Consider the following 25,973-nt stretch of genomic DNA (forward strand, 5'->3'; position numbering starts at 1 on the left):
GTCAGAGACGCATCGGCATGACAACATAGGCGGAGTCGTCGTTGTCGGCTTCCTGCAGCAGGGCGCTGCTGTTGGCGTCGGAGAGGATCATGCGAACCTGCTCGGTGCCCATCACGCCCAGTACGTCCAGCAGGTAGCTGACGTTGAAGCCGATTTCCAGGCTGCTGCCGTTATAGTCGACCTGCACTTCTTCTTCCGCTTCCTCCTGCTCCGGGTTGTTCGCCTGGATCTTCAGCAGGCCGGAGGTCAGTTGCAGGCGAATGCCGCGGTACTTCTCGTTGGAGAGGATCGCGGTACGGCTGAAGGCTTCGCGCAGCAGTTGGCGGTCGCCGATCACCAGCTTGTCGCCGCCCTTGGGCAGCACGCGCTCGTAGTCGGGGAACTTGCCGTCCACCAGCTTGGAAGTGAAGGTGAATTCGCCGGTGGTGGCGCGGATGTGGTGCTGGCCGAGGACGATGTCCACCTGGCCGTCCTGCTCGGTGAGCAGGCGCGCCAGTTCCAGGATGCCCTTGCGCGGCACGATGACCTGGTGGCGGTCCTGGGCTTCCGGCACGCCGCCGGTGAAGGAGCACATGGCCAGGCGGTGGCCGTCGGTGGCCACGGCGCGCAGGGTGCCGCTGGAGACTTCCAGCAGCATGCCGTTGAGGTAGTAGCGCACGTCCTGCTGGGCCATGGCGAAACTGGTGCGGTCGATCAGGCGGCGCAGCTTGCTCTGCACCAGGCTGAAGGTCAGCGAGCCCGGGCCTTCCTCCACGGAGGGGAAGTCGTTGGCCGGCAGCGTCGACAGGGAGAAGCGGCTACGGCCGGCCTTCACCAGCAGTTTCTGCTCGTCGACGCGGATGTCGATCAGCGCGTCGCTGGGCAGGCTCTTACAGATGTCCATGAGCTTGCGCGCCGGGACGGTGATCTCGCCCGGTTCGGCCGGCTCTTCCAGGGTGACGCGGCCAATCAGTTCGACCTCGAGGTCGGTACCGGTCAGCGACAGCTGCTGGCCCTGGACCACCAGCAGTACGTTGGACAGAACCGGCAGCGTCTGGCGGCGTTCGACCACACCAGCGACCAGTTGCAGGGGTTTCAACAGAGCTTCGCGTTGAATGGTGAAATGCATGGTCTAATCCCTTGCCTCGTGGGGCTGCAGCTTGGCCTCAGGTGGTCAGCGTACGCAGCAGGTTCTTGTAGTCCTCGCGGATGTCCGCGTCGGATTCCTTCAGTTGAGCGATCTTACGACAGGCGTGCAGCACCGTGGTGTGGTCCCGACCACCGAAAGCCACGCCGATCTCCGGCAGGCTGTGGTTGGTCAGTTCCTTGGACAGGGCCATGGCCACCTGGCGCGGACGCGCCACCGAGCGCGAACGGCGCTTGGACAGCAGGTCGGCGATCTTGATCTTGTAGTACTCGGCGACGGTGCGCTGGATGTTGTCGATACTGACCAGCTTGTCCTGCAGGGCCAGCAGGTCCTTCAGCGACTCGCGGATCAGCTCGATGGTGATGGGCCGGCCCATGAAGTGGGAGTGGGCGATCACCCTTTTCAGGGCCCCCTCAAGCTCGCGCACGTTGGAGCGGATGCGCTGGGCGATGAAGAAGGCCGCGTCGTGCGGCAACTCCACCTTCGCCTGCTCGGCCTTCTTCATCAGGATGGCCACGCGGGTTTCCAGTTCCGGCGGCTCCACCGCCACCGTCAGGCCCCAGCCGAAGCGCGATTTCAGGCGCTCTTCCAGGCCTTCGATCTCCTTCGGGTAGCGGTCGCTGGTGAGGATCACCTGCTGGCCGCCTTCGAGCAGGGCGTTGAAGGTGTGGAAGAACTCTTCCTGGGAACGCTCCTTGCGGGCGAAGAACTGGATGTCGTCGATCAGCAGGGCGTCCACCGAGCGGTAGAAGCGCTTGAACTCGTTGATGGCGTTCAGCTGCAGGGCCTTGACCATGTCCGCGACGAAGCGCTCCGAATGCAGGTACACGACCTTGGCGTTCGGGTTCTTCTTCAGCAGGTGGTTGCCCACGGCGTGCATCAGGTGCGTCTTGCCCAGGCCCACGCCCCCATAAAGGAAGAGCGGGTTGTAGCCGTGCTTGAGGTTGTCCGCCACCTGCCAGGCCGCGGCGCGGGCCAGCTGGTTGGACTTGCCCTCGACGAAGTTCTCGAAGGTGAAGGTACGGTTCAGGTAGCTGGTGTGCTTGAGCGCGCCCTCCACCTGCACGTTGCGCTCGGTGCGTACCGCCGGCGCCGCAGGCATGGCCGCTGCGGCGGCCAGCGGGTCGATGCTCGGGCTGGACTCGTCGATGTCGGGCATCGGCTCCTGCACGTTGAGCTGCATCTGTTGCACACGGCTGGCCGCTTCGGCCTGGGCCGGTGCCTCGGCCTGGTAGGCCTGGGCCTTGGCTGCGCGCACCTGCGCCGGCGAGGGCGGCGGGGTGATGGTCGGCGCGGGCATCGCGTGGCTCTGCGGCATCAGCGCAGGACGCGGGGCCCGGCTGCGGCGGCTGCCGATGAGCAGCGAGAGGGCGGGAATCTGCCCATTGCCACGCTCACCCAGCAGTTCGAGCAGACGCCCCATGTATTTTTCGTTGACCCAGTCCAACACGAAGCGGTTCGGTGCGTAGACACGCAGCTCCTCGCCCTCGGCCTCGACCTGCAGCGGCCGGATCCAGGTGTTGAATTGCTGGGATGGCAGCTCGTCGCGGAGCAATTCCACGCACTGCTGCCAGAGTTCCACGGACACGGGTATCCCCCAGGAGATTGGAAAGGAATGGAACGAAAAGGAAAGCGCAATTGTAGCCGTGCGCTAGCGACTTATCCACATGAGAAATCAACAAGTGGGCAAGCAAAATCAAGGCCTTAATGATGGCACATGGCAACAGCCGGCGCACCCTGAAAGTTGTGGATAACCCCTGCACCGATGGGGGATGAACCAGGCTGGAAAGCTGTTGAGAACTTCCGCTGTGGACAAATCGGTCTTTCTTCCCCAGATTATCCACTGCCGCCGCACAGGAGGGTCACCGCTTCTCGACACCTTCGTCAAATCCGCCGTACCGCGGAAACAGTGGCCGGAATTGACTTATCCACAGATCTGGCGCTCCCCAGTAACAATCGCTTTCACCATCTTTTAAGAAACCTTTTCCTTGCTTTCTATTTCTGCAGAAAGCCGCTGGGCAATTACCGGCTGGTTGGAAATTGACCTGCACCGGTGTTTTCACTAGAATCGCCGGTCTCTTTAAACGGGGTCCCTGCGACCTCAGGTCATCAATCCAGGTACCGAACAATGAAACGTACTTTCCAACCCAGCACTCTCAAGCGCGCTCGCGTCCACGGTTTCCGCGCTCGCATGGCCACCAAGAACGGCCGTCAGGTTCTGTCGCGTCGTCGCGCCAAGGGCCGCAAGCGTCTGACCGTCTGATTCGCCCGGCACAGGTGGTGAGTCGAGGATTCGACCGGGAAAAGCGTCTTCTGACAGCCCGGCACTTCACAGCGGTCTTCGACTCCCCCAGCGCCAAGGTTTCCGGTAAGCACGTCCTGCTACTGGCGCGCGAAAACGCTCTGGATCACCCCCGCCTCGGCCTGGTGATCGGCAAGAAGAACGTCAAGCTCGCCGTCGAGCGCAACCGCCTCAAACGCCTGATCCGCGAATCGTTCCGGCACAACCAGGAAGCCCTGGCTGGCCTGGACATCGTGGTCATTGCGCGCAAGGGGTTGGGTGAATTGCAGAACCCCGAACTGCACCAGCAATTCGGCAAGCTCTTCAAACGCCTGCTGCGCAACCGACCCCGGCCGGAAAGCGCAACCGAACCTCCGGGGGTCGCCGACAGTTCCCATGCGTAGACTGGCGCTGCTTCTCATCCAGTTTTACCGCTACGCCATCAGCCCCTTGATGGCCAGTCACTGTCGCTTTCACCCCAGCTGCTCCTGCTACGCGTACGAAGCCATCGAACACCATGGCTTCCTGCGCGGCGGCTGGCTGGCCCTGCGTCGCCTGGGCCGCTGCCATCCCTGGCATCCCGGTGGCTATGATCCCGTGCCGCCCGCCACTTCCAAGCACCGCCCATCCTCGACGGCCGAGTAACCATGGACATCAAACGCTCGATCCTCATCGTCGCCCTGGCTATCGTGTCCTATGCGCTGGTTCTCCAGTGGAACAAGGACTACGGTCAGCCTGAACTGCCGGCCCAGACCGCGTCGTTCAACCAGCAGCCCCAAGGCCTTCCGGACACTTCCGTGCCGGCCGGCGGCACTGCCAGCGCCGACGTACCGACCGCCCAGAGCGGCGAAACCGGGCTGCCCAGCGCCCAGCAACCGGCAGCCGCCAACGGCCAGCTGATCCAGGTGAAGACCGACGTCCTCGACCTGGCCATCGACCCGCGCGGTGGCGACGTGGTGCAACTGGGCCTGACCCAGTACCCGATGCGCCAGGATCGCCCGGACCTGCCCTTCGCCCTGTTCGAGCATGGCCAGCGCACCTACCTGGCGCAGAGCGGCCTGACCGGCACCGACGGTCCGGACGCCGCCGTCGCCGGCCGCCCGCTGTACAGCAGCGCCAAGCCCCAGTACCAACTGGCCGACGGCCAGGACCAACTGGTGGTCGACCTGAACTTCGCCCGCGACGGTGTCAGCTACATCAAGCGCTTCACCTTCCACCGCGGCCTGAAGACCGACTGCAGCGACAAGGAAAAGGCGCAGAAGAAGCTCGACTGCATCAACCCGAACGCCTACCAGATCGACGTCACCTACCTGATCGACAACCAGAGCGCCAAGCCCTGGAGCGCCTCGCTGTTCGCCCAGCTCAAGCGTGACGCCAGCGCCGATCCGTCGTCCACCACCGCCACCGGCGTGTCCACCTACCTGGGCGCCGCGGTCTGGACCCCGGAGAAGCCCTACGTGAAAGTGTCCATGAAGGACATGGACAAGGAGCCCTTCAAGCAGACCCTGCAGGGCGGCTGGGTAGCCTGGCTGCAGCACTACTTCGTCACCGCCTGGGTGCCCGCCAAGGGCGACACCCACAACGTGATGACGCGCAAGGACGCCCAGGGCAACTACATCGTCGGCTTCACCGGCCCGACCCTCAGCGTGCCCGCCGGCGCCAAGGGCGAGACCAGCCTGACCCTGTATGCCGGTCCCAAGCTGCAGAAGTACCTGGGCGAGCTGTCCCCGGGCCTGGAGCTGACCGTCGACTACGGCCCGCTGTGGTTCATCGCCCAGCCGATCTTCTGGCTGCTGCAACATATCCACGGCCTGGTCGGCAACTGGGGCTGGTCGATCATCCTGCTGACCATCGTCATCAAGCTGGCCTTCTTCCCCCTGTCCGCCGCCAGCTACAAGTCGATGGCGCGCATGCGTGCCGTCTCGCCGAAGATGGCCGCGATCAAGGAACAGCACGGCGACGATCGCCAGAAGATGTCCCAGGCGATGATGGAGCTGTACAAGAAGGAGAAGATCAACCCGCTGGGCGGCTGCCTGCCGATCCTGGTGCAGATGCCGGTGTTCCTCTCCCTCTACTGGGTACTGCTGGAAAGCGTCGAGATGCGCCAGGCCCCGTGGCTGGGCTGGATCACCGACCTCTCGGTGAAGGATCCGTTCTTCATCCTGCCGATCATCATGGGCGCCACCATGCTGGTCCAGCAGATGCTCAACCCGACCCCGCCGGATCCCATGCAGGCCAAGGTGATGAAGCTGATGCCGATCGTCTTCACCTTCTTCTTCCTGTGGTTCCCGGCCGGCCTGGTGCTGTACTGGGTGGTCAACAACTGCCTGTCCATTGCCCAGCAGTGGTACATTACCCGGCAGATCGAACGCGCCACGAGCAAGGCCAAGGCCGCCTGATCCCCGCGCTGTCGAACCACCTTCAGAACGCCCCCTCGTGGGGCGTTCTGCTATCCGGAGGAAAGCCATGAACGCAGCCCGAGAAACCATCGCCGCCGTCGCCACCGCCCAGGGCCGGGGCGGCGTAGGCATCGTCCGCGTCTCCGGGCCGCGTGCGCTGCCCATCGCCATCAGCCTCAGCGGCCGCGAGCCACAGCCGCGCTTCGCCCACTACGGGCCCTTCTACGACGACGAAGGCGAGGTGATCGACGAAGGCCTGCTGCTGTTCTTCCGTGGGCCGAACTCCTTCACCGGCGAGGACGTGGTGGAACTGCACGGCCACGGCGGCCCGGTGGTGCTGGACATGCTCCTGCAGCGCTGCCTGGAGCTGGGTTCGCGCCAGGCGCGCCCCGGCGAGTTCAGCGAGCGCGCCTTCCTCAACGACAAGCTCGACCTGGCCCAGGCCGAGGCCATCGCCGACCTCATCGAGGCCAGCTCGGCCCAGGCCGCGCGCAACGCCGTGCGCTCGCTGCAGGGCGAATTCTCGCGACGCGTGCACCAGCTCACCGAACAACTGATCCAGCTGCGCATCTACGTCGAGGCGGCCATCGATTTCCCCGAGGAGGAAATCGACTTCCTCGCCGATGGCCACGTGCTGTCGCAGCTCGACAAGGTCCGCGCCGAGCTCGCCGGCGTGCTGCGCGAGGCCGGCCAGGGCGCGCTGCTGCGCGACGGCATGACGGTGGTGATCGCCGGCCGCCCCAACGCCGGCAAGTCCAGCCTGCTCAACGCCCTGGCCGGGCGCGAGGCGGCCATCGTCACCGACATCGCCGGCACTACCCGCGACGTGCTGCGCGAACATATCCACATCGACGGCATGCCGCTGCACGTCGTCGACACCGCCGGCCTGCGCGACACCGAGGACCATGTGGAAAAGATCGGCGTGGAACGCGCCCTCAAGGCCATAGGCGAGGCCGACCGGGTGCTGCTGGTGATCGACTCCACCGCACCGGAGGCTGCCGATCCCTTCGCCCTCTGGCCGGAATTCCTCGACGAGCGCCCGGACCCGGCGCGGGTCACCCTTATCCGCAACAAGGCCGACTTATCCACAAGCCCAGTAGGCATCGAGGAAAGCGCCGACGGCCACGTCACCCTGACCCTCTCCGCACGCTCCGGCGACGGCCTGGACCTGCTGCGCGAACACCTGAAGGCCTGCATGGGCTTCGAACAGACCGCCGAAAGCAGCTTCAGCGCCCGCCGCCGCCACCTGGAAGCCCTGCGCCAGGCCGGCCAGCACCTCGACCACGGCCACGCCCAACTGCTGCTCGCCGGCGCCGGCGAACTGCTCGCCGAGGACCTGCGCCACGCCCAACAGGCCCTGGGCGAGATCACCGGGGCGTTCAGCTCCGATGATCTGCTGGGGAGGATCTTCTCCAGTTTCTGCATCGGGAAGTGATGTGGAATCCAAGGACATCCACTGAAGTCTTCTAAAGCGACTTAAACCAGCGCGAATAAAAGAATTTTTATCTGCTGAGTGATTCGGTGACACAGTCAAAACCACTCGCTTTTATGTCCAAGTTTGATTCCAAGTAGCTGGATTCTTGCCTTCCATCCTTCTGCTTGGACATACGGAGGATGAGATGGCACTGACCGACACTGCGCTCAAGGCACTCAAGCCCAGGGACAAGACCTATGCGTCACTGACGACCGTGGGCTGTATATGGAGGTCTTCCCGACCGGGGCGTCGTCTGGCGCTACCGCTACCGGCTCAATGGCAAGTACGAAAAGCTGACGCTGAAGAATGCCCGCCTGAAGCGGGACGAGGCAGCCCACCAGGTGGCGATGGGCGAGTCGCCGGCAAGGAAGAAGCAGCAGGAGAAGGTGGCCGGCGCAGAAGACGCTACCGTGGTCGACTTCGCCGAACGCTTCTTCAAGGACATTCTGCCGCACATCGGCAGCAAGCCAGTTCGGGACATCACCGCCGAGGACGTGCGCAGCGTTATCTGGCGCAAGAAGGAACAAAGCTTCGATGCCGCCGCCGGCTAGGTGCGCGGCCTGCTCAAGCGCATGTTCGACTACGTGCAGACCTGCGGCCTGATCCGGACCAACCCGGTCATGGCCCTTCCGATGCGCCACGTCTACCGCGCCGCCGCCCGCGACCAGGCGCAGAAGGTATCGCTGCAGGGGCAGGAGATCCCCGCCTTCACCATCCACGACCTGCGATGCACCGCATCGACATTGCTGCACGAGCAGGGCTGGCCTTCGGATGTAGTGGAGAAGTTGCTGAACCATACCATCGGCGGCGTGCGTAGCGTCTACAACCGCGCCGAGTACGCCGAGCAGCGGCGGAAGATGTCGCAGGCGTGGTCGGATTACATCGATGGGCTGGCACCGTCGGGGAATCTGGTGATCGGTGCTGCTTCGGCTGGAGGGAGGCCCCTTCCTTTTCCGGGTAGGGCCGTTGTCCCTTGGGGGCCATTCCCTTGTCCCTTCCATTTCCGGCCAGCATGCTTGACCACCAATGATTATCAGGCACTGATATGATTGCGACCTGACATGTCATTGGATCGGAAACCATGAAGCGCTGCATTGTCGGTATCCGACGACCGGATAGCCCGCCCCCGAAAAAGAGCGAGATGCCCAGCATTTGGTTCCCCTCGCTGGCGTCGCTGGCTGCCGTGCTTTCCGACGACAACCGCCGCCTGTTGCGCCTGATCCACGACAGGCAACCCAAGTCCCTGACGGAGCTGGCCGAACTCAGCGGGCGCAAGGTGCCGAACCTGTCGCGCACGCTGCGGCTGATGGCTGACTATGGGCTGGTTTCCTTGCAACGCAATGTCCGGGATGTTCAGCCAACCGCGCTGGCGACCGAATTCCTGGTGGTGCTGGATTGATGGAAACAGACATGAAGAGGGCCAACCCGTGAGCCAGGAAGGGCAACTACTCGACAAGAAATCGCTGCGCGCGGTGTCAGGCAAGACCGCCGATTGGGTAGAACTGGCCAAGGATTGTGTTGCATTCGCCAATGCAACGGGCGGCCATCTCCTGATCGGCATTGAGGATGATCAGAACGATCCCCCTGCCAGCCAGCGAATCCCAGTCGGACTATCCGACACGTTGCGACGCAGGCTCGCCGAGCTTACGGTCAACGTCGTGGCGCTCCCCAACATCGTGACGGCCAGCAACGGCGGTCAATACATCGACCTGACCATCCCGCGTGCCACCGCAGTCGCATCGACGACAGACGGCCGTTATTTCCTGCGTGTCGCAGACCAAAGCAAGCCTGTCACCGGCGACGAGGTGATGCGTTTGGCCACCGAGCGCAATGCACTGCCCTGGGAGATGCAGACCACTTTGCACATCCAGCGCACAGAGCGTGACTCAGGAAAATGCCATCGGCTGTTGGATGCCTTGCGTGCATCCGACCGCGTCAAATCATCCGTCAAGGAAAAGGATGACGAAGAACTGCTCGATCACTACCAGCTTGCACAGGACCAATATCTGACCCATCTCGGCATCCTGTGCATAGGCAAGCAGCAGCACCGGGCGCAACTGGCGACCGCGCCAGTTATCCAGTTCATCAAGTACGACGAGCATGGGCAGAAGGTCAACAAGCTGGTCTGGGACGACCATACGCTGAGCCCGATGGAGCTGATCGAGGCCGTCTGGCAAGAAGTACCGGATTTCCGGGAGCGTTATGAATTACCAGATGGCCTGTACCGCCAGAACGTGCCCGCGTTCGATGAGATCGTGGTGCGCGAATTGCTGGTCAATGCCCTCGTGCATCGTCCCTACACCCAGCGAGGCGACATCTTCCGGAATCTGCATCCCGACCGGCTTGAAGTCGTCAATCCCGGCCTGCTTCCTCTGGGCGTCACCCCGAGAAACATTCTGCACACGACGGTACGTCGCAACGAGCATCTTGCTCGCTTGTTCCACGACCTCAAGCTGATGGAGCGCGAAGGCAGCGGCTTCGACAAGATGTTCGAAGTGTTGCTGTCGCAGGGCAAGCCTGCGCCTGAACTGGTCGAGTTGCATGATCGCGTACAGGTGACAGTGCGCCGCCGCATCCTCAAGCCCGAAGTCATCGACTTCATCACCAAGGCTGACCAGACCTATCAATTGACCCAACGCGAACGCATTACCTTGGGCCTGTTGGCGCAGCACGATGCCCTGACAGCCCGGGAACTGGCCCAGGCACTGGAGCTTCCATCGGTCGAATCGCTGCCCCCATGGCTCAAGAGGCCTCTGGAATGGCAACTGGTGCGCAGTAGCGGCCGGACCCAGGCTATGCGCTACTTCATCGATCCGCAGTTGCTGCGCAGTCTGGACTTCTCCACATCGACCACGCTCAAGCGCATCGAGCCGCATCGCTTGGCTGCCTTGGTGCTTGAGGACCTGCAACGCTACCCCGAATCCGCCATTAGCGATATCCACCAGCGTGTGGGTGCCGAAATTCACCCCAAGCAGGTCAAACGCGCACTAGACGAATTGATCGAACGCGGAGAGGCGCGTTTCGAAGGCAACAATCGTTGGCGGAGGTATTGGGCAGTGTCATGAGCTGGCTATCGGACAATTTGCGCCATATCGGTGATAGATGGGCGATGGAGATTGAGCGATATACGGCACCAGCCCGATGAATCAAAGGTTTCTATCGACCACCGATCAGCATTGGCTATCCGCGTCCGCGCTAAAGCGATACGCCAATCCCAGCAGAATCTCGGCCAAGCCATGCCCACAACAACCCATAGCCTTGACTCGAGCCCTGCGTCTGAATCAACCCCATTGAATCAGGAAACACCGCATGACAAGTACCCAACAACGCGCCGCCCTACAACGCCAAATCTGGCAGATCGCCAACGACGTGCGTGGCGCGGTCGATGGCTGGGATTTCAAGCAATACGTCCTCGGCACCCTGTTCTACCGCTTCATCAGCGAGAACTTCGCCAGCTACATCGAGGGCGGCGACGACAGCATCCAGTACGCCAAGCTGGCTGACAGCATCATCACCGCGGACATCAAGGACGATGCCATCAAGACCAAGGGCTACTTCATCTATCCCAGCCAGTTGTTCGCCAACGTGGCCGCCCAGGCCCACGCCAACGCAAGCCTGAACACCGATCTGGCCCGCATCTTCGCCGCCATAGAAAGCTCCGCCAGCGGCTACCCTTCCGAGCACGACATCAAGGGCCTGTTCGCCGATTTCGACACCACAAGCAACCGCCTCGGCAATACCGTCAAGGATAAGAACGCCCGTCTCGCCGCCGTGCTCAAGCGCGTGGCCGAACTCGACTTCGGTGGCTTCGACGCCAGCCACATCGATTTGTTCGGCGACGCCTACGAATTCCTCATCTCTAATTACGCCGCCAACGCCGGCAAGTCCGGCGGTGAGTTCTTCACCCCACAGAACGTCTCCAAGCTGATCGCGCGGCTGGCCATGCACAAGCAGGCCAGCGTCAACAAAATCTACGACCCCGCCTGCGGCTCCGGCTCGCTGCTGCTGCAGGCCAAAAAGCACTTCGATGCCCACATCATCGAAGACGGGTTCTACGGTCAGGAAATCAACCACACCACGTATAACCTGGCGCGGATGAACATGTTCCTGCACAACATTAACTACGACAAGTTCAACATCCAGCTGGGCGATACGCTGCGCACTCCTCATTTTGGCGACGAGAAACCCTTTGATGCCATCGTTTCCAACCCGCCGTACTCGGTGCAGTGGATCGGCGGCGACGACCCCACCCTCATCAACGACGACCGCTTTGCCCCGGCCGGCGTGCTGGCGCCCAAGTCCAAGGCCGACTTCGCCTTCGTGCTACACGCGCTGCACTACCTTTCGGCCAAGGGCCGCGCCGCCATCGTCTGCTTCCCCGGCATCTTCTACCGAGGCGGCGCGGAGCAGAAAATCCGCCAATATCTGGTTGACAACAACTATGTAGAAACGGTGATCGCGCTAGCGCCCAACCTGTTCTTCGGCACCACCATTGCGGTAAACATCTTGGTGCTGTCCAAGCACAAGACCGACACCAAGACGCAGTTCATTGACGCCAGCGGCCTGTTCAAAAAAGAAACCAATAACAACGTTCTCACGGACAACGACGACGAGAAGAGTCTCGGCCATATCCAACAAATCATGCGGGTGTTCGATAGTAAGGTAAATGTCGAGCACTTCGCGCGATCCGTCGAATACAGAGAGATCGCAGAGGAGAAGGGCTACAACCTCTCGGTCAGCAGTTATGTCGAAGCCAAAGACACCCGCGAGGTGGTGGACATTGCCCAGCTCAACGCCGAGTTAAAAACCTCCGTGGCCAAGATCGACCAGTTGCGTAAAGACATCGATGCCATCGTCGCCGAGATCGAGGGTGAGGAGCAGCAGGCATGAGCAGCGTGAATTTCTTGGAAAAGCTGCTGGATGGGGTAGAGGTGGAGTGGAAGGCGCTGGGGGACGTTGCGGATATTGGCACCGGAAACTCAAATCGTCAGGATGAAAACGATAACGGAATTTACCCATTCTATGTTCGTTCAAAAAACATCCTGAAATCAGACACCTTTCAGTTTGATGAAACAGCGATAGTTATTCCTGGCGAAGGTGGCATTGGCGAAATATTTCACTATGTGCAAGGAAAATATGCTCTGCATCAACGGGCATATAGAATTCGGCTTACATCAGACACCGTGAATACAAAGTTCTTGTATCACTTCATGTCTTCTAATTTTAAGAAATATATCTTGATGAAGAGCGTTGGGGCAACTACTACTTCGATTAGAAAGCCCATGCTTGAGGATTTCCATATTCCCATCCTCTGCCCAGATAACCCCAAAAAATCGCTGGAAATCCAGGCCGAAATCGTCCGTATCCTAGACGCCTTCACCGAACTGACCGCCGAGCTGACCGCCGAGCTGACTGCCCGCAAAAAACAATATAACCACTACCGCGACAAGTTGTTGAGTTTTGAAGACGGGGAAGTGGAGTGGAAGACGCTTGGGGCCCTTGCAGAGAATCTCGATTCAATGCGAAAGCCAATCACGAGTGGACTAAGAGAGCCAGGTGATATTCCGTATTACGGGGCGTCGGGAATCGTTGACTATGTTAAAGACTATATCTTTGATTGCGACCTTTTGCTTGTTTCCGAGGATGGGGCGAATTTGTTGACGCGAAACACGCCAATCGCATTTAGTATTAGCGGAAAGAGCTGGGTGAATAATCATGCTCACGCACTAAAATTCAAAACATATACTGAGCGAAAGTACGTTGAATATTACTTAAACAGTATCGACTTGACGCCCTACATCTCGGGAGCAGCACAGCCAAAGTTGAATAAAAAGAGTCTTGAAGGCATCCGCATCCCGAATCCATCTCCAGAAGATAAAAAGCGAATCGTCGACATCTTGGATAAATTTGATGCCTTGACTAGCTCCATCAGCGACGGCTTGCCGCGCGAAATCGAGTTACGCCAGAAGCAATACGAGCATTACCGCAATCTGCTGCTGAACTTCCCGAAGCCAGAGGCAGTGGGGACATAAAGTGAGCAAAACACTGGCAGAGATCGCCAAGCAACTCAACGACGCCAATAAGAAAGTGCAACTGATCTATGCCTTCAATGGATCGGGGAAAACACGGCTGTCCCGTGCGTTCAAGGAACTTGTTGCCCCCAAGAATAACGGGGAGCGGAACGATGGCGAAGCAGAACTTTCACGCAATAAGATAATTTACTACAGCGCCTTTACTGAAGACTTGTTCTACTGGGATAACGATTTGGAGGCCGACTCTGAGCCAAAGCTGAAAATTCAGCCGAATACATTCACAGACTGGCTCATTGCCTTACTCAAAGAGCTGGGCGAAGATGGAAATATTGTTGCTAACTTCCAGCGATATACGGGCAGCAATGCCAACCCTGTCTTCAATGAGGAATACAAGAAGAAAACCAAGGACTTTAATGGGAAAGAGGTGGAAATTACCATTCCAGCCTTCTTGGAAATTGTTTTTCAGGTGACGGCCAGTGTTCCTGAAGGAACAAACTCTACCGCTGACTCTGCAAATGACGAACACCTTGTAGTTCAAGGGCACTACACGGCTATAAAGATATCCAAGGGCGAAGAGAGTAATTTTATCTGGAGCGTTTTCTTCACTCTTCTCCAACAAGTCGTGTCCGCATTGGATGAACCCAACGTAGGTGACAGAGTTACTGACAAGTTCAACAATCTTGAGTATGTGTTTATTGATGACCCGGTATCCTCCTTGGATGACAGTCATCTAATTGCACTTGCCGTCGATTTGGCTGGATTGATAAAGCGCAGTTCGTTCACCAATGGCAATGGACTGAAGTTTGTTGTAACGACACACAGCCCTCTCTTCTACAATGTTCTGCACAACGAGCTCGGCAATGATTTGAAGATAGTAAATCAGGATGGCACTCCTTCATGGATTTATAAGCGTGGCCAATCCGAAAAATATCTTCTTAAGAAGAAGGCGGATGGGGGATTTGAACTATCCACATCAAATGATCACCCCTTCTCTTACCACTTGTTCCTGCTAACCGAACTACGGTCCGCAGTTAGAGATGGACAGATAAAAAAATATCACTTCAATTTTTTGAGGAACATACTCGAAAAGACGGCCACATTCCTTGGCTATCCACGGTGGGAAGATTTGCTTGAGAAGACTGCGGATGGTGTCCCGGACCCATTCGCAAACAGAATCCTGAATTTGTCTAGTCATTCTGCGCACGCAGGTGAAGAAGTGGCTGAAATCGAAGACTCTGATAAGGAAAGACTTGCTCAACTGGTTTCATTTTTGAGCGACACCTACCGCTTCAAAAAGCAAGAGGCCGAGAATGATTGATTACAAGGCTATCGCCGAGTCCAGGAATTTCATCGTTCTTGACCAGTACACCCGCGAGTGGAAGGTCGCAGAGAACTACCAGAGCGAAAGTGAGCTGGAACGCGAACTGATCCAGGATTTAGTGAACCAGGGTTATGAGTTCGCCTCGTCCATCAAGACGCCTGCCGACTTGCTGGCCAACGTGCGCTTCCAACTGCAGACGCTCAACGTTGTGCAGTTCACCCATGGCGAATGGCTGCGCTTTGTCGAGACATGGCTGGACAAGTCCAGCGATGGAATCGTCGAAAAAACCCGCAAGATTCATGACGATTACATCCATGACTTCGTGTTCGACGACGGCCGTATCCAGAACATCTACCTGCTCGACAAGAAGAACATCGCCCGCAACAAGGTGCAGGTGATCAAGCAGTTCGAGCAAACCGGCAGCCATGTCAACCGCTATGACGTAACGGTGTTGGTCAACGGTCTGCCACTGGTGCAGGTGGAGCTGAAAAAACGCGGCGTTGCCATCCGCGAGGCCTTCAACCAGGTGCACCGCTACAGCAAGGAAAGCTTCAACAGCGAGCATTCTCTGTTCAAGTATTTGCAGCTGTTCGTCATTTCCAACGGCACCGACACGCGCTACTTTGCCAACACCACGCAGCGCAACAAGAACAGCTTCGACTTCACCATGAATTGGGCGCAAGCGGATAACAGCCCGATCAAGGACCTGAAGGACTTCACCGCCACCTTCTTCCAGAAGCACACCTTGCTCAATGTGCTGCTGACCTATTCGGTGTTCGACGTCGGCAATACGCTGCTGGTGATGCGACCCTACCAGATTGCCGCGACCGAGCGCATCTTGTGGAAGATCAAGAGTGCCTATCAGGCCAAGCACTGGAACAGCACTGAAGGCGGCGGCTATGTCTGGCACACGACGGGGTCGGGCAAGACTCTGACCAGCTTCAAGGCCGCGCGCCTGGCGACGGAGCTGGATTTCATCGACAAGGTGTTCTTCGTGGTGGACCGCAAGGATCTGGATTACCAGACCATGAAGGAATACCAGCGATTTTCGCCCGACAGCGTGAACGGCTCGGACAGCACCGCCGGCCTGAAGCGCAACCTGGACAAGGACGACAACAAGATCATTGTCACCACCATCCAGAAGCTCAACAACCTGATGAAGAGCGAAAACGACCTGCCGATCTACAGCAGGCAGGTGGTTTTCATCTTTGATGAATGTCATCGCAGCCAGTTTGGAGAAGCGCAGAAGAACCTGAGGAAGAAGTTCAAGAGGTTCTACCAGTTCGGCTTCACCGGCACGCCGATCTTCCCGCAGAACGCCCTAGGTGCGGACACCACCGCCAGCGTGTTCGGCCGGGAACTGCACGCCTACGTCATCACCGATGCCATCCGCGACGAAAAGGTGCTCAAGTTCAAGGTGGACTACAACGATGTACGTCCGCAGTTCAAAGCCATCGAAAGCGAGCAAGACGAGAAGACACTCAGCGCGGCGGAAAACCGGCAGGCCTTGCTGCACCCGGATCGCATCCGCGAAATCACCCAGTACATTTTGAACAACTTCCGGCAGAAGACCCACCGCCTGCAAGCGGGCGCCAAGGGATTCAACGCCATGTTCGCCGTGAGCAGCGTGGATGCGGCCAAGCTGTACTACGAAGCCTTCAAGACCGCGCAGAAGGACAGCGACAAGCCTTTGAGAATCGCCACCATCTTCTCGTACGCCGCCAACGAGGAGCAGGACGCGGTGGGCGACATCGCGGACGAAGGCTTTGAAGTCTCGGCCATGGACAGCAGCGCCAAGGAGTTCCTGGGCGCGGCCGTTGCCGACTACAACGCGCTGTTCAAGACCAGCTTCAGTGTGGACAGCAAGGGCTTCCAGAATTACTACCGCGACCTGGCCAAGCGCGTCAAAGAGCAGGATGTCGATTTGCTGATCGTGGTCGGGATGTTTCTGACCGGCTTCGATGCGCCCACGCTGAACACCTTGTTCGTGGATAAGAGCCTGCGCTACCACGGCCTCATCCAGGCCTACTCACGCACCAACCGCATTTTTGACGCCACCAAGACCTTCGGTAACGTCGTCACCTTCCGCGATCTGGAACAGGCGACCGTTGCTGCCATCACCCTGTTTGGTGACAAGAACACCCGAAATGTGGTTCTGGAGAAAAGCTACAAAGAATACATGGAAGGCTTCACCGACGTGGTTACTGGTGAAGCGCGACGCGGTTTTGTGGATGTGGTGACGGAACTGGAGCAACGCTTTCCCGACCCGGCAAACATCGTCAAGGAGTCCGACAAAAAGGCGTTTGCCAAACTGTTCGGCGAATACCTGCGCGTGGAGAACGTGCTGCAGAACTACGATGAATTCGCCAGCCTGAAAGCCTTGCAGAACATCGACATGAGCGACCCGCAGGCGGTGGAGGACTTCAAGGCGGAACATTACCTGAGCGACGACGATTTAGCCGCATTACAGGCGATCCACATTCCCGCCGATCGGAAAATCCAGGATTACCGCTCCACTTACAACGACATCCGCGACTGGCTGCGCCGGGAAAAAGCCTCGGCGGAAAAAGAGAAATCCAGCATCGACTGGGATGATGTGGTGTTCGAGGTAGATCTGCTCAAGTCGCAGGAAATAAACCTGGACTACATCCTGGAATTGATCTTCGAGAAGAACAAAAAGACCAAGGACAAGGTGGCTCTGATCGAGGACGTGCGTCGGGTGATCCGCGCCAGCCTGGGTAATCGGGCCAAGGAAAGCTTGGTGGTGGACTTCATCAACCAGACCGACCTGGATGGGCTGGGCGACAAGGCCAGCGTGATCGAAGCATTCTTCAGCTTTGCCCAGGCCGAGCAGCAACGCGAGGCTCAGGAGTTGATCAACGATGAGGCGCTGAATGAAGAGGCGGCCAGACGGTACATCAGCAGCTCACTGAGACGTGAATTCGCCAGCGAGAACGGCACCGAACTCAATGCCCTCCTGCCCAAGATGAGCCCGCTCAATCCGGAGTACCTGACAAAGAAGCAAAGCGTCTTCCAGAAGATCGCCGCGTTCGTCGAAAAATTCAAAGGGGTAGGTGGGCAGGTGTAACCGGCCAGAGTTATCGCACCGGTGTTAAAGCGTGCTTGGTCGACGTACAGACCACGTGGAAATGCTTGGTATGAATGGCAAAAAACTGATCCGCAACAGCACGGCCGAGTTCCTGATCTTCACTGGCCAAGCCGGCGAACAGAGCATCGAGGCCCGCTATGAGGACGAAATCCTGTGGCTGTCTCAGAAGCTGATGGCCGAACTGTTCGGGGTGGATGTGCGCACCGTCAGCGAGCACCTGAAGAACATCTTTGCCAGTCATGAGCTCGCGCCTGAGGCAACTATCCGGAAATTCCGGATAGTTGCGCCTGAAAACAAACTCTCCAGTGACTTCGCTAACGGGCCGAAGCGATCGCCTCCGCGCGTTCGCAGAGTTCGGCCACGCGACGCCTGGCGGTCCCAGCGCATGGCTCCGCAGCCGCGTCCAGCAGGTCCGGGTCGATCTCGAGGAACTCCACCAGGGCTTGCTGCGCTGTGGATAACTCCGTCAGGCCTGGCGGGACCTCGGGTTCCTCATCCTCAGCTTCCAGGAAAGGCGCATCCGCCAGCCAACCCAGGTAGAGCGGGCGCAGGTCGCCGCCCTGCAATTCCTCCCGCAATGGCAGCAGGCGCGGCATCCACTGCGTGCCATTGTCCACGGCGAAACGATCGAAGTTCTCGGTCTCGTCGAGCATCCAGTTGAAGCACCAATGCGAATCGCTGGCGACGATGGAAAAACTGAAGGAGGCGATGGCGAAGGGCAACACCCGTTCCGCCGGGAGGGCGGACCTGGGCAGCCGCAACGACAGCCGGCAGCTGGCAAAACTGGCGAAATAGACAAAGGCGTCGAAATAGCGCCGCATCCACTCATCCGGGTCGCCGTTGAGGTCACCCCAGTTGTAATGGTTGGTGAAAGCGGTCGGAGTAATGACGGCGCGGCCGGACCTGGCTCGCAGTTCGGCCATCTCTTGCGGGGTGAGCGGCCGATCGATGGCTGCGAATTCGTAGTACTGGTATTCACTCATGACTGGCTGTCTTGGTTCGGGTGAAGAGTGGCGATGGTACACGCTCGCTTCTGTCCAGGAACTCATTCCCAGGGGTTCGCGAGCAAGCTCGCTCCTACGAAGAGCCGTGCCCGTTCCTCACGTCTTGGTTTGAACACAGGAAGAAATGGCCTGTGGATAGCCCCTTTCCTTGCCCATATCCCTGGCAGCTTGTGGATTGATCTATCGGCGTAAACAACGAAACCACCGTGGAATCTAGCCTGGATCAACCTATTCACATGCCGCCCTGAACCCTGTGGAAAACTACCGTATAGCTACGTAGACAACCCAGTGGTCAAAACCGGGGATAACCGGCCTGTGCATAACCCTGCATTCCATGCACAGGTGTTCAACCGGAAATGCCCTGCTTCCGGACACCTTCGGCACAGGTTTATCCTTCGCTGTAAATCTCGCTCCAGAAGGCCCCGAAGCACTTATCCACAAAAATTGTCCACACCAAACATAATCACTAGCTCTAAAAAGATTTAAAAATTCCCTCTCTCTTTATTTTGTGAATGAAGCATTCCCTCGTGTGACGCACGAAAGGCCGATTGGCTACTTTTCATACAGGTCCCTTCAATCGGCAGGGCTAAGCCCCTATACTGTGCGGCTCTCTTTTTCTTTCCCTGATCGACAGGCACGAGGTGCGTGGTGGATTTCCCTTCCCGTTTTGACGTGATAGTGATCGGCGGTGGCCATGCCGGCACGGAGGCCGCGCTGGCGGCCGCACGCATGGGCGTGAAGACCCTGCTGCTCACCCACAATGTGGAAACCCTGGGCCAGATGAGCTGCAACCCGGCCATCGGCGGTATCGGCAAGAGCCACCTGGTCAAGGAAATCGATGCCCTGGGCGGAGCCATGGCGCACGCCACCGACAAGGGCGGCATCCAGTTCCGCGTGCTCAACAGCCGCAAGGGTCCAGCCGTGCGCGCCACCCGTGCCCAGGCCGACCGCGTGCTGTACAAGGCCGCGGTGCGCGAGATCCTGGAGAACCAGGCGAACCTGTGGATATTCCAGCAGGCCTGCGACGACCTGATCGTCGAGCAGGACCAGGTGCGCGGCGTGGTGACTCAGATGGGTCTGAAATTCCACGCGGACCAGGTGGTACTGACCGCCGGCACCTTCCTCGGCGGACTTATCCACATCGGCCTGCAGAACTACTCCGGCGGCCGCGCCGGTGATCCGCCGGCCATCGCCCTGGCCAGGCGCCTGCGCGAACTGCCGCTGCGCGTCGGCCGCCTGAAGACCGGCACGCCGCCGCGCATCGACGGCCGCAGCGTGGACTTCTCGGTGATGACCGAGCAGCCCGGCGACACCCCGATCCCGGTGATGTCCTTCCTTGGCAGCAAGGAAGAGCACCCGGCCCAGGTCAGCTGCTGGATCACCCACACCAACGCGCGCACCCACGAGATCATCGCCGCCAACCTCGACCGCTCGCCGATGTACTCCGGCGTCATCGAGGGCATCGGCCCGCGCTACTGCCCGTCGATCGAAGACAAGATCCATCGCTTCGCCGACAAGGACAGCCACCAGGTATTCCTCGAACCGGAAGGCCTAACCACCCACGAGCTGTACCCCAACGGCATCTCCACCTCGCTGCCGTTCGACGTGCAGCTGCAGATCGTGCGTTCGATCCGCGGCATGGAGAACGCCCACATCGTGCGCCCGGGCTACGCCATCGAGTACGACTACTTCGACCCGCGCGACCTGAAGTACAGCCTGGAGACGAAAGTCATCGGCGGCCTGTTCTTCGCCGGCCAGATCAACGGCACCACCGGTTACGAAGAGGCCGGCGCCCAGGGCCTGCTCGCCGGCGCCAACGCCGCGCTGCGCGCCCAGGGCCGCGAGGCCTGGTGCCCGCGCCGCGACGAGGCGTACATCGGCGTGCTGGTCGACGACCTGATCACCCTGGGCACCCAGGAGCCGTACCGCATGTTCACTTCGCGCGCCGAGTACCGGCTGATCCTGCGCGAGGACAACGCCGACCTGCGCCTGACCGAGAAGGGCCGCGAGCTGGGCCTGGTCGACGACCGCCGCTGGGCGGCCTTCGAGGCCAAGCGCGAAGGCATCGAGCGCGAGGAACAGCGCCTGAAGAGCACCTGGGTGCGGCCGAACACCCCGCAGGGCGACGCCATCGCCGAGCGCTTCGGCACCCCGCTGGCCCATGAGTACAACCTGCTCAACCTGCTGGCCCGCCCGGAAATCGACTACGCCAGCCTGGCCGAAGTGACCGGCGCCGGCGCCGAGGACCCGCAGGTCGCCGAGCAGGTGGAGATCCGCACCAAGTACGCCGGCTACATCGACCGCCAGCAGGAAGAGATCGCCCGCCTGCGCGCCAGCGAGGACACCCGCCTGCCTGTGGATATCGACTACACGGGCATCTCCGGGTTGTCCAAGGAGATCCAGAACAAGCTCGGCCAGGCCCGCCCCGAGACACTCGGCCAGGCCGGCCGCATCCCCGGTGTCACCCCGGCGGCCATCTCGCTGCTGCTGATCCACCTGAAGAAGCGCGCCAGCGGCCGCCAACTGGAGCAGAGCGCCTGATGTCCCAGGTCACCCAAGCCCACGCCGACGAGCTCGTGCGTGGCGCCGCGGCGCTCGGCGTCGAACTCGACGAAGCCGGCCGCCAGGGCCTGCTCGCCTACCTCGCCCTGCTGGCGAAGTGGAACAAGGCCTACAACCTCACCGCGGTGCGCAACATCGACGAGATGGTCTCGCGCCACCTGCTCGACAGCCTCAGCGTCGTCCCGCACTTCCTCGCCGCCGGCGGCGAGCGCTGGCTGGACGTCGGCAGCGGCGGCGGCATGCCCGGCATCCCGCTGGCCATCCTGTTCCCGGGCAAGCGCCTGACGCTGCTCGACAGCAACGGCAAGAAGACCCGCTTCCTCACCCAGGTGAAGCTGGAACTGAAGCTGCGCAACCTGGAAGTTATCCACAGCCGGGTCGAGGCCTACCAGCCGGACCGGGCATTCAACGGCATCGTCTCCCGGGCCTTCAGCAGCCTGGAAGACTTCTGCAACTGGACCCGCCACCTCGGCGACGGCGAGACCCGCTGGCTGGCGATGAAAGGCGTGCATCCGGAGCAGGAGCTGACGGCACTCCCGGAAGATTTCCGGGTCGAAGCCGAGCACGCCCTCAGCGTGCCGGGTTGCCAAGGCCAGCGGCATCTGCTGATACTGCGCCGGAGCATGACGGGGACGGGGGAAAACCATGGCTAAGGTATTCGCGATCGCCAACCAGAAGGGCGGTGTCGGCAAGACCACCACCTGCATCAACCTCGCCGCCTCGCTGGTCGCTACCAAGCGCCGCGTGCTGCTGATCGACCTCGATCCACAGGGCAACGCCACCACCGGCAGCGGTGTGGATAAGTTGTCCCTGGAATACTCCATCTACGACGTGCTCACCGGCGAGGCCGACCTGGCCCAGGCCATGCAGTTCTCCGAGCACGGCGGCTACCAGATCCTCCCGGCCAACCGCGACCTCACCGCCGCGGAAGTGGTGCTGCTGGAGATGGACATGAAGGAGCACCGCCTGCGCCAGGCCCTGGCCCCGGTGCGCGAGAACTACGACTACATCCTCATCGACTGCCCGCCGTCGCTGTCGATGCTCACGGTCAACGCCCTCTCCGCCGCCGACGGCGTGATCATCCCCATGCAGTGCGAGTACTACGCGCTGGAAGGCCTGACCGACCTGATGAACAGCATCCAGCGCATCGCCGAGCGTCTGAATCCGACGCTGAACATCGAGGGCCTGCTGCGGACCATGTACGATCCGCGCATCAGCCTGACCAACGACGTCAGCGCGCAGCTGCAGGAACACTTCGGCGACAAGCTCTACACCACCGTGATCCCGCGCAACGTGCGACTGGCCGAGGCGCCCAGCTTCGGCATGCCGGCGCTGGTCTACGACAAGCAATCGCGCGGGGCCATGGCCTACCTGGCGCTGGCCGGCGAACTCTCGCGCCGACAGCGCGCCGCCCGCAAAGCCGCCACCGCATGACCCATTAAGGAACCCGCATGGCCGTTAAGAAACGAGGTCTCGGACGCGGGCTGGATGCCCTGCTCAGTGGCTCCAGCGCCGCCACCCTGCAGGAAGAGGCCGCCCAGGCGGACCGCAAGGAACTGCAGCACCTGCCGCTGGACCTGATCCAGCGCGGCAAGTACCAGCCGCGCCGCGACATGGACCCCCAGGCTCTGGAAGAGCTGGCCCTGTCCATCAAGGCCCAGGGGGTGATGCAGCCCATCGTGGTGCGCCCCGTCGACAAGGGCCGCTACGAGATCATCGCCGGCGAGCGCCGCTGGCGCGCCACCCAGCAGGCCGGCCTGGACACCATCCCGGCGCTGGTGCGCGAGGTGCCGGACGAAGCCGCCATCGCCATGGCGCTGATCGAGAACATCCAGCGCGAGGACCTCAACCCCCTCGAGGAAGCCGTCGCGCTGCAACGCCTGCAGCAGGAGTTCCAGCTGACCCAGCAGCAGGTCGCCGACGCCGTCGGCAAGTCCCGCGTCAGCGTGGCCAACCTGCTGCGCCTGATCGCCCTGCCCGAGGAGATCAAGACGCTGCTTTCCCACGGCGACCTGGAGATGGGCCATGCCCGCGCGCTGCTCGGTCTGCCCGAGGCGCGGCAGGTGGAAGGTGCGCGACATGTTGTCGCACGCGGCCTCACCGTGCGCCAGACCGAGGCACTGGTGCGCCACTGGCTCAACGCCCCCAGCGAACCTGCCAAGGTGGTCAAGTCCGACCCCGACATCAGCCGCCTGGAACAGCGCCTGGCCGAGCGCCTGGGCGCTCCGGTGCAGATTCGCCACGGCCAGAAGGGTAAGGGGCAACTGGTGATCCGCTACAACTCGCTGGACGAGTTGCAAGGGGTTCTGGCCCACATCCGCTAAGACCATCGTCTGTGTAGCGATAGTCGGAAATCACTACCCGGCTGTTGAATGGGTATGCCCGGCCCCCTATACTCTGCGCGCAATTTTGTCGGCACAAAGTATGCCAAGTTGTTGATTTGCGAAGCCGACGCCAGAGGACTTTGAGACAGATGGAACCCAGCAAGCCGAACCGCCTGCCCTTCCATCGCCAACCGGCCTTGCGCCTGTTGCTCGTCCAACTGGCCGTAGTGCTTCTGGGGGCTGCCGTCCTGTTTTTCTCCCGGGGCGTGGTTGCCGGCTATTCTGGTCTGCTCGGCGGACTGATCGCCTGGCTGCCGAACGTTTATTTCGCATACAAGGCGTTCCGCTACAGCGGAGCGCGCTCGGCTCAGATGATCGTCCGCTCCTTCTATGCGGGCGAGGCCGGGAAGCTGGTTTTGACGGCAGTGCTCTTCGCACTGGCGTTCGCAGGCGTGAAGCCGCTGGAGCCCCTGGCTCTGTTCGGCCTCTACCTGCTGACCCTGATGGTCAGCTGGTGCGCACCCCTGCTGATGGGACACACATTTACAAGACCTTAGAGCGATTGAGGCAAACATGGCAGCAGAAAGCGCTTCGGGTTACATCCAGCACCACTTGCAGAACCTGACCTTCGGTCGTCTGCCGGAAGGTGGCTGGGGGTTCGCCCACACAGCCGAACAAGCCAAGGAAATGGGCTTTTGGGCATTCCACATCGACACCCTGGGCTGGTCGGTATTCCTCGGCCTGGTGTTCATCCTGATCTTCCGCATGGCGGCCAAGAAGGCCACCAGCGGTATTCCGGGCGGCCTGCAGAACTTCGTCGAAGTCATGGTCGAGTTCGTCGACGGCAGCGTGAAGGACACCTTCCACGGCCGTAACCCGCTGATCGCACCGCTGGCGCTGACCGTGTTCGTGTGGATCTTCCTGATGAACCTGATCGACCTGGTGCCGGTGGACTTCCTGCCGCTGGCCGCTGCGAAGATCACCGGCAACGAGCACCTGTTCTTCCGCGCCGTGGCCACCACCGACCCGAACGCCACCTTCGGCATGTCCATCGCGGTGTTCGCCCTGATCATCTTCTACAGCATCAAGGTCAAGGGCATCGGCGGCTTCCTCGGCGAGCTGACCCTGCACCCGTTCCACAGCAGCAACATGCTGGTGCAGATCATCCTGATCCCGGTGAACTTCCTGCTGGAGTTCGTCACCCTGATCGCCAAGCCGGTTTCCCTGGCCCTGCGTCTGTTCGGCAACATGTACGCCGGCGAGCTGATCTTCATCCTCATCGCCGTCATGTTCGGCTCCGGCATTCTCTGGCTGGGCGGCATGGGCGTGGTGCTGAATTGGGCGTGGGCGGTGTTCCACATCCTGATCATCACCCTGCAGGCCTTCATCTTCATGATGCTGACCATCGTCTACCTGTCGATGGCCCACGAAGACAGCCACTGATCCAAAGATTCTGACCGCTCCCCGCCACGTCGGCGGGGGCGGAAGGGAAGTTTCACCACCTTAACTTGCTTCAAAACTTAACCAACACGACAGAAAGTCGGGAGGAAAAATGGAAACTGTAGTTGGACTCACTGCTATCGCCGTCGCTCTGCTGATCGGTCTGGGTGCCCTGGGTACCGCCATCGGTTTCGGCCTGCTGGGCGGTAAATTCCTGGAAGGCGCTGCTCGCCAGCCGGAAATGGTTCCGATGCTGCAGGTGAAAATGTTCATCGTCGCCGGTCTGCTCGACGCCGTGACCATGATCGGTGTTGGTATCGCCCTGTTCTTCACCTTCGCTAACCCGTTCATTGCTCAGGTAGCCCAGTAATTTCCGGATTCCGGAAATTCGTGACTGACAACGAACGAGCGAGGTGTTGGCGTGAACATTAATGCAACTCTGATCGGCCAGGCCATTGCGTTCGCCATCTTCGTCATCTTCTGCATGAAGTTCGTATGGCCTCCGGTCATCGCGGCTCTGCACGAGCGTCAGAAGAAGATCGCCGACGGTCTGGACGCAGCCAACCGTGCTGCTCGTGACCTGGAACTGGCCCACGAGAAAGCGGGCCAGCAACTGCGCGAGGCCAAGGCTCAGGCGGCCGAAATCATCGAGCAGGCGAAGAAAAGCGCCAATCAGATCGTTGATGAAGCCCGTGAGCAGGCCCGTGCCGAAGGCGATCGCATGATCGCCCAGGCCAAGGCCCAGATCGAACAGGAACTGAACAGCGTCAAGGATGCCCTGCGTGCCCAAGTGGGTGCCCTGGCCGTGTCCGGCGCCGAGAAGATCCTGGGTGCTTCGATCGATGCCAACGCGCAAAAGCAGCTGGTTGATCAACTGGCCGCCGAAATCTGAGCGAGGGCG

At 60.4% G+C, this 25,973-nt stretch carries 25 protein-coding genes; 21 read left to right on the forward strand and 4 right to left on the reverse strand.

Annotated elements, in window-relative coordinates; translation table 11 throughout:
* Nucleotide 1 precedes the first annotated feature (1 nt).
* Nucleotides 2-1,108, reverse strand: a complete 1,107-nt coding sequence (dnaN, locus tag IG194_RS13365; protein WP_043313938.1) for a DNA polymerase III subunit beta — start codon at nt 1,106-1,108, stop codon at nt 2-4.
* Between the two features lie 37 nt (nt 1,109-1,145).
* Nucleotides 1,146-2,714 carry a chromosomal replication initiator protein DnaA gene (gene dnaA / locus IG194_RS13370; RefSeq protein WP_009614445.1) on the reverse strand — a complete coding sequence of 523 codons (1,569 nt, stop codon included), beginning with the start codon at nt 2,712-2,714 and terminating at the stop codon, nt 1,146-1,148.
* Nucleotides 2,715-3,254: 540 nt separating this feature from the next.
* Here dnaA and rpmH point away from each other — a divergent pair.
* The 13 genes from rpmH to IG194_RS13430 all read left to right on the forward strand — a co-directional run bounded on the left by rpmH (nt 3,255) and on the right by IG194_RS13430 (nt 17,721).
* Nucleotides 3,255-3,389: a 50S ribosomal protein L34 gene (gene rpmH / locus IG194_RS13375; protein ID WP_003100258.1), complete on the forward strand. Its 135-nt coding sequence runs from the start codon at nt 3,255-3,257 to the stop codon at nt 3,387-3,389.
* Between the two features lie 14 nt (nt 3,390-3,403).
* Nucleotides 3,404-3,811 carry a ribonuclease P protein component gene (gene rnpA, locus IG194_RS13380; protein ID WP_009614437.1) on the forward strand — a complete coding sequence of 136 codons (408 nt, stop codon included), beginning with the start codon at nt 3,404-3,406 and terminating at the stop codon, nt 3,809-3,811.
* Nucleotides 3,804-4,052 carry a membrane protein insertion efficiency factor YidD gene (gene yidD / locus IG194_RS13385; protein WP_043270141.1) on the forward strand — a complete coding sequence of 83 codons (249 nt, stop codon included), beginning with the start codon at nt 3,804-3,806 and terminating at the stop codon, nt 4,050-4,052. The genes rnpA and yidD overlap by 8 nt, the downstream gene beginning before the upstream one ends.
* A gap of 2 nt (nt 4,053-4,054) precedes the next feature.
* Nucleotides 4,055-5,806: a membrane protein insertase YidC gene (gene yidC / locus IG194_RS13390; RefSeq protein ID WP_009614436.1), complete on the forward strand. Its 1,752-nt coding sequence runs from the start codon at nt 4,055-4,057 to the stop codon at nt 5,804-5,806.
* Nucleotides 5,807-5,873: 67 nt separating this feature from the next.
* Complete coding sequence (gene mnmE, locus IG194_RS13395; RefSeq protein ID WP_043270144.1) at nt 5,874-7,241, forward strand: tRNA uridine-5-carboxymethylaminomethyl(34) synthesis GTPase MnmE; 1,368 nt, start codon at nt 5,874-5,876, stop codon at nt 7,239-7,241.
* A 386-nt stretch (nt 7,242-7,627) separates the two neighbouring features.
* Nucleotides 7,628-7,831: a phage integrase central domain-containing protein gene (locus IG194_RS32770; protein ID WP_064987629.1), complete on the forward strand. Its 204-nt coding sequence runs from the start codon at nt 7,628-7,630 to the stop codon at nt 7,829-7,831.
* 21 nt (nt 7,832-7,852) lie between these two features.
* The gene (locus IG194_RS32775; RefSeq protein WP_225617199.1) at nt 7,853-8,329 is read left to right on the forward strand and encodes a tyrosine-type recombinase/integrase; all 477 of its coding nucleotides are present in this window, start codon (nt 7,853-7,855) and stop codon (nt 8,327-8,329) included.
* A gap of 32 nt (nt 8,330-8,361) precedes the next feature.
* Nucleotides 8,362-8,679 (forward strand): helix-turn-helix domain-containing protein, encoded by a 318-nt coding sequence (locus tag IG194_RS13405; protein WP_058487950.1) that lies wholly within the window; start codon nt 8,362-8,364, stop codon nt 8,677-8,679.
* Nucleotides 8,680-8,707: 28 nt separating this feature from the next.
* Complete coding sequence (locus tag IG194_RS13410) at nt 8,708-10,345, forward strand: ATP-binding protein (RefSeq protein ID WP_058487951.1); 1,638 nt, start codon at nt 8,708-8,710, stop codon at nt 10,343-10,345.
* Between the two features lie 244 nt (nt 10,346-10,589).
* Nucleotides 10,590-12,170, forward strand: coding sequence for a type I restriction-modification system subunit M (locus tag IG194_RS13415; protein ID WP_058487952.1), 1,581 nt, complete (start codon nt 10,590-10,592; stop codon nt 12,168-12,170).
* Nucleotides 12,167-13,312 (forward strand): restriction endonuclease subunit S, encoded by a 1,146-nt coding sequence (locus tag IG194_RS13420; protein WP_058487953.1) that lies wholly within the window; start codon nt 12,167-12,169, stop codon nt 13,310-13,312. Before IG194_RS13415 ends, IG194_RS13420 begins: the two co-directional genes overlap by 4 nt.
* A 1-nt stretch (nt 13,313) precedes the next feature.
* Nucleotides 13,314-14,630: an AAA family ATPase gene (locus IG194_RS13425; protein ID WP_082996337.1), complete on the forward strand. Its 1,317-nt coding sequence runs from the start codon at nt 13,314-13,316 to the stop codon at nt 14,628-14,630.
* Nucleotides 14,623-17,721, forward strand: coding sequence for a type I restriction endonuclease subunit R (locus tag IG194_RS13430; RefSeq protein WP_058487954.1), 3,099 nt, complete (start codon nt 14,623-14,625; stop codon nt 17,719-17,721). Before IG194_RS13425 ends, IG194_RS13430 begins: the two co-directional genes overlap by 8 nt.
* A gap of 10 nt (nt 17,722-17,731) precedes the next feature.
* Here IG194_RS13430 and IG194_RS13435 read toward each other — a convergent pair whose 3' ends face one another.
* Both IG194_RS13435 and IG194_RS13440 read right to left on the reverse strand, forming a co-directional pair.
* A complete protein-coding gene (locus IG194_RS13435; protein WP_058487955.1) occupies nt 17,732-17,983 on the reverse strand; it encodes a hypothetical protein in 252 nt (83 codons plus the stop codon).
* A 73-nt stretch (nt 17,984-18,056) separates the two neighbouring features.
* Complete coding sequence (locus IG194_RS13440; protein WP_052267674.1) at nt 18,057-18,725, reverse strand: hypothetical protein; 669 nt, start codon at nt 18,723-18,725, stop codon at nt 18,057-18,059.
* A gap of 669 nt (nt 18,726-19,394) precedes the next feature.
* Here IG194_RS13440 and mnmG point away from each other — a divergent pair.
* From mnmG to IG194_RS13480, 8 genes are all read left to right on the forward strand, one after another.
* Nucleotides 19,395-21,287: a tRNA uridine-5-carboxymethylaminomethyl(34) synthesis enzyme MnmG gene (gene mnmG / locus IG194_RS13445; protein WP_058487956.1), complete on the forward strand. Its 1,893-nt coding sequence runs from the start codon at nt 19,395-19,397 to the stop codon at nt 21,285-21,287.
* Entirely contained in the window at nt 21,287-21,961 is a 675-nt protein-coding gene (gene rsmG / locus IG194_RS13450; protein WP_058487957.1) for a 16S rRNA (guanine(527)-N(7))-methyltransferase RsmG, read from the forward strand. The genes mnmG and rsmG overlap by 1 nt, the downstream gene beginning before the upstream one ends.
* Nucleotides 21,954-22,742 carry a ParA family protein gene (locus IG194_RS13455; protein WP_009614427.1) on the forward strand — a complete coding sequence of 263 codons (789 nt, stop codon included), beginning with the start codon at nt 21,954-21,956 and terminating at the stop codon, nt 22,740-22,742. The genes rsmG and IG194_RS13455 overlap by 8 nt, the downstream gene beginning before the upstream one ends.
* A gap of 17 nt (nt 22,743-22,759) precedes the next feature.
* Nucleotides 22,760-23,632, forward strand: coding sequence for a ParB/RepB/Spo0J family partition protein (locus tag IG194_RS13460; protein ID WP_058487958.1), 873 nt, complete (start codon nt 22,760-22,762; stop codon nt 23,630-23,632).
* A gap of 149 nt (nt 23,633-23,781) precedes the next feature.
* The gene (locus IG194_RS13465) at nt 23,782-24,189 is read left to right on the forward strand and encodes a F0F1 ATP synthase subunit I (RefSeq protein ID WP_009614423.1); all 408 of its coding nucleotides are present in this window, start codon (nt 23,782-23,784) and stop codon (nt 24,187-24,189) included.
* A gap of 16 nt (nt 24,190-24,205) precedes the next feature.
* Nucleotides 24,206-25,075 (forward strand): F0F1 ATP synthase subunit A, encoded by an 870-nt coding sequence (gene atpB, locus IG194_RS13470; RefSeq protein ID WP_009614414.1) that lies wholly within the window; start codon nt 24,206-24,208, stop codon nt 25,073-25,075.
* 109 nt (nt 25,076-25,184) lie between these two features.
* Nucleotides 25,185-25,442, forward strand: a complete 258-nt coding sequence (atpE, locus tag IG194_RS13475) for a F0F1 ATP synthase subunit C (RefSeq protein WP_003457994.1) — start codon at nt 25,185-25,187, stop codon at nt 25,440-25,442.
* Between the two features lie 51 nt (nt 25,443-25,493).
* Complete coding sequence (locus tag IG194_RS13480) at nt 25,494-25,964, forward strand: F0F1 ATP synthase subunit B (protein WP_009614410.1); 471 nt, start codon at nt 25,494-25,496, stop codon at nt 25,962-25,964.
* Nucleotides 25,965-25,973 lie beyond the last annotated feature (9 nt).

Origin of the sequence: Pseudomonas sp. ADPe (genome assembly GCF_014843515.1) — a bacterium.
Classification (GTDB): Bacteria; Pseudomonadota; Gammaproteobacteria; order Pseudomonadales; family Pseudomonadaceae; genus Pseudomonas; species Pseudomonas citronellolis.

Bases quoted from the DNA above. Each gene is read 5' to 3' on its own strand.
- IG194_RS13435 (WP_058487955.1), bottom strand. From the start codon at position 17,983: ATGACTGGCAAAGATGTTCTTCAGGTGCTCGCTGACGGTGCGCACATC.
- IG194_RS13405 (WP_058487950.1), top strand. From the start codon at position 8,362: ATGAAGCGCTGCATTGTCGGTATCCGACGACCGGATAGCCCGCCCCCG.
- IG194_RS13455 (WP_009614427.1), top strand. From the start codon at position 21,954: ATGGCTAAGGTATTCGCGATCGCCAACCAGAAGGGCGGTGTCGGCAAG.
- IG194_RS32775 (WP_225617199.1), top strand. From the start codon at position 7,853: ATGTTCGACTACGTGCAGACCTGCGGCCTGATCCGGACCAACCCGGTC.
- mnmE (WP_043270144.1), top strand. From the start codon at position 5,874: ATGAACGCAGCCCGAGAAACCATCGCCGCCGTCGCCACCGCCCAGGGC.
- IG194_RS13420 (WP_058487953.1), top strand. From the start codon at position 12,167: ATGAGCAGCGTGAATTTCTTGGAAAAGCTGCTGGATGGGGTAGAGGTG.
- rpmH (WP_003100258.1), top strand. From the start codon at position 3,255: ATGAAACGTACTTTCCAACCCAGCACTCTCAAGCGCGCTCGCGTCCAC.
- rsmG (WP_058487957.1), top strand. From the start codon at position 21,287: ATGTCCCAGGTCACCCAAGCCCACGCCGACGAGCTCGTGCGTGGCGCC.
- yidC (WP_009614436.1), top strand. From the start codon at position 4,055: ATGGACATCAAACGCTCGATCCTCATCGTCGCCCTGGCTATCGTGTCC.
- yidD (WP_043270141.1), top strand. From the start codon at position 3,804: ATGCGTAGACTGGCGCTGCTTCTCATCCAGTTTTACCGCTACGCCATC.
- IG194_RS13460 (WP_058487958.1), top strand. From the start codon at position 22,760: ATGGCCGTTAAGAAACGAGGTCTCGGACGCGGGCTGGATGCCCTGCTC.
- atpB (WP_009614414.1), top strand. From the start codon at position 24,206: ATGGCAGCAGAAAGCGCTTCGGGTTACATCCAGCACCACTTGCAGAAC.
- IG194_RS13440 (WP_052267674.1), bottom strand. From the start codon at position 18,725: ATGAGTGAATACCAGTACTACGAATTCGCAGCCATCGATCGGCCGCTC.
- IG194_RS32770 (WP_064987629.1), top strand. From the start codon at position 7,628: ATGGGCGAGTCGCCGGCAAGGAAGAAGCAGCAGGAGAAGGTGGCCGGC.
- dnaN (WP_043313938.1), bottom strand. From the start codon at position 1,108: ATGCATTTCACCATTCAACGCGAAGCTCTGTTGAAACCCCTGCAACTG.
- IG194_RS13430 (WP_058487954.1), top strand. From the start codon at position 14,623: ATGATTGATTACAAGGCTATCGCCGAGTCCAGGAATTTCATCGTTCTT.
- IG194_RS13465 (WP_009614423.1), top strand. From the start codon at position 23,782: ATGGAACCCAGCAAGCCGAACCGCCTGCCCTTCCATCGCCAACCGGCC.
- atpE (WP_003457994.1), top strand. From the start codon at position 25,185: ATGGAAACTGTAGTTGGACTCACTGCTATCGCCGTCGCTCTGCTGATC.
- IG194_RS13415 (WP_058487952.1), top strand. From the start codon at position 10,590: ATGACAAGTACCCAACAACGCGCCGCCCTACAACGCCAAATCTGGCAG.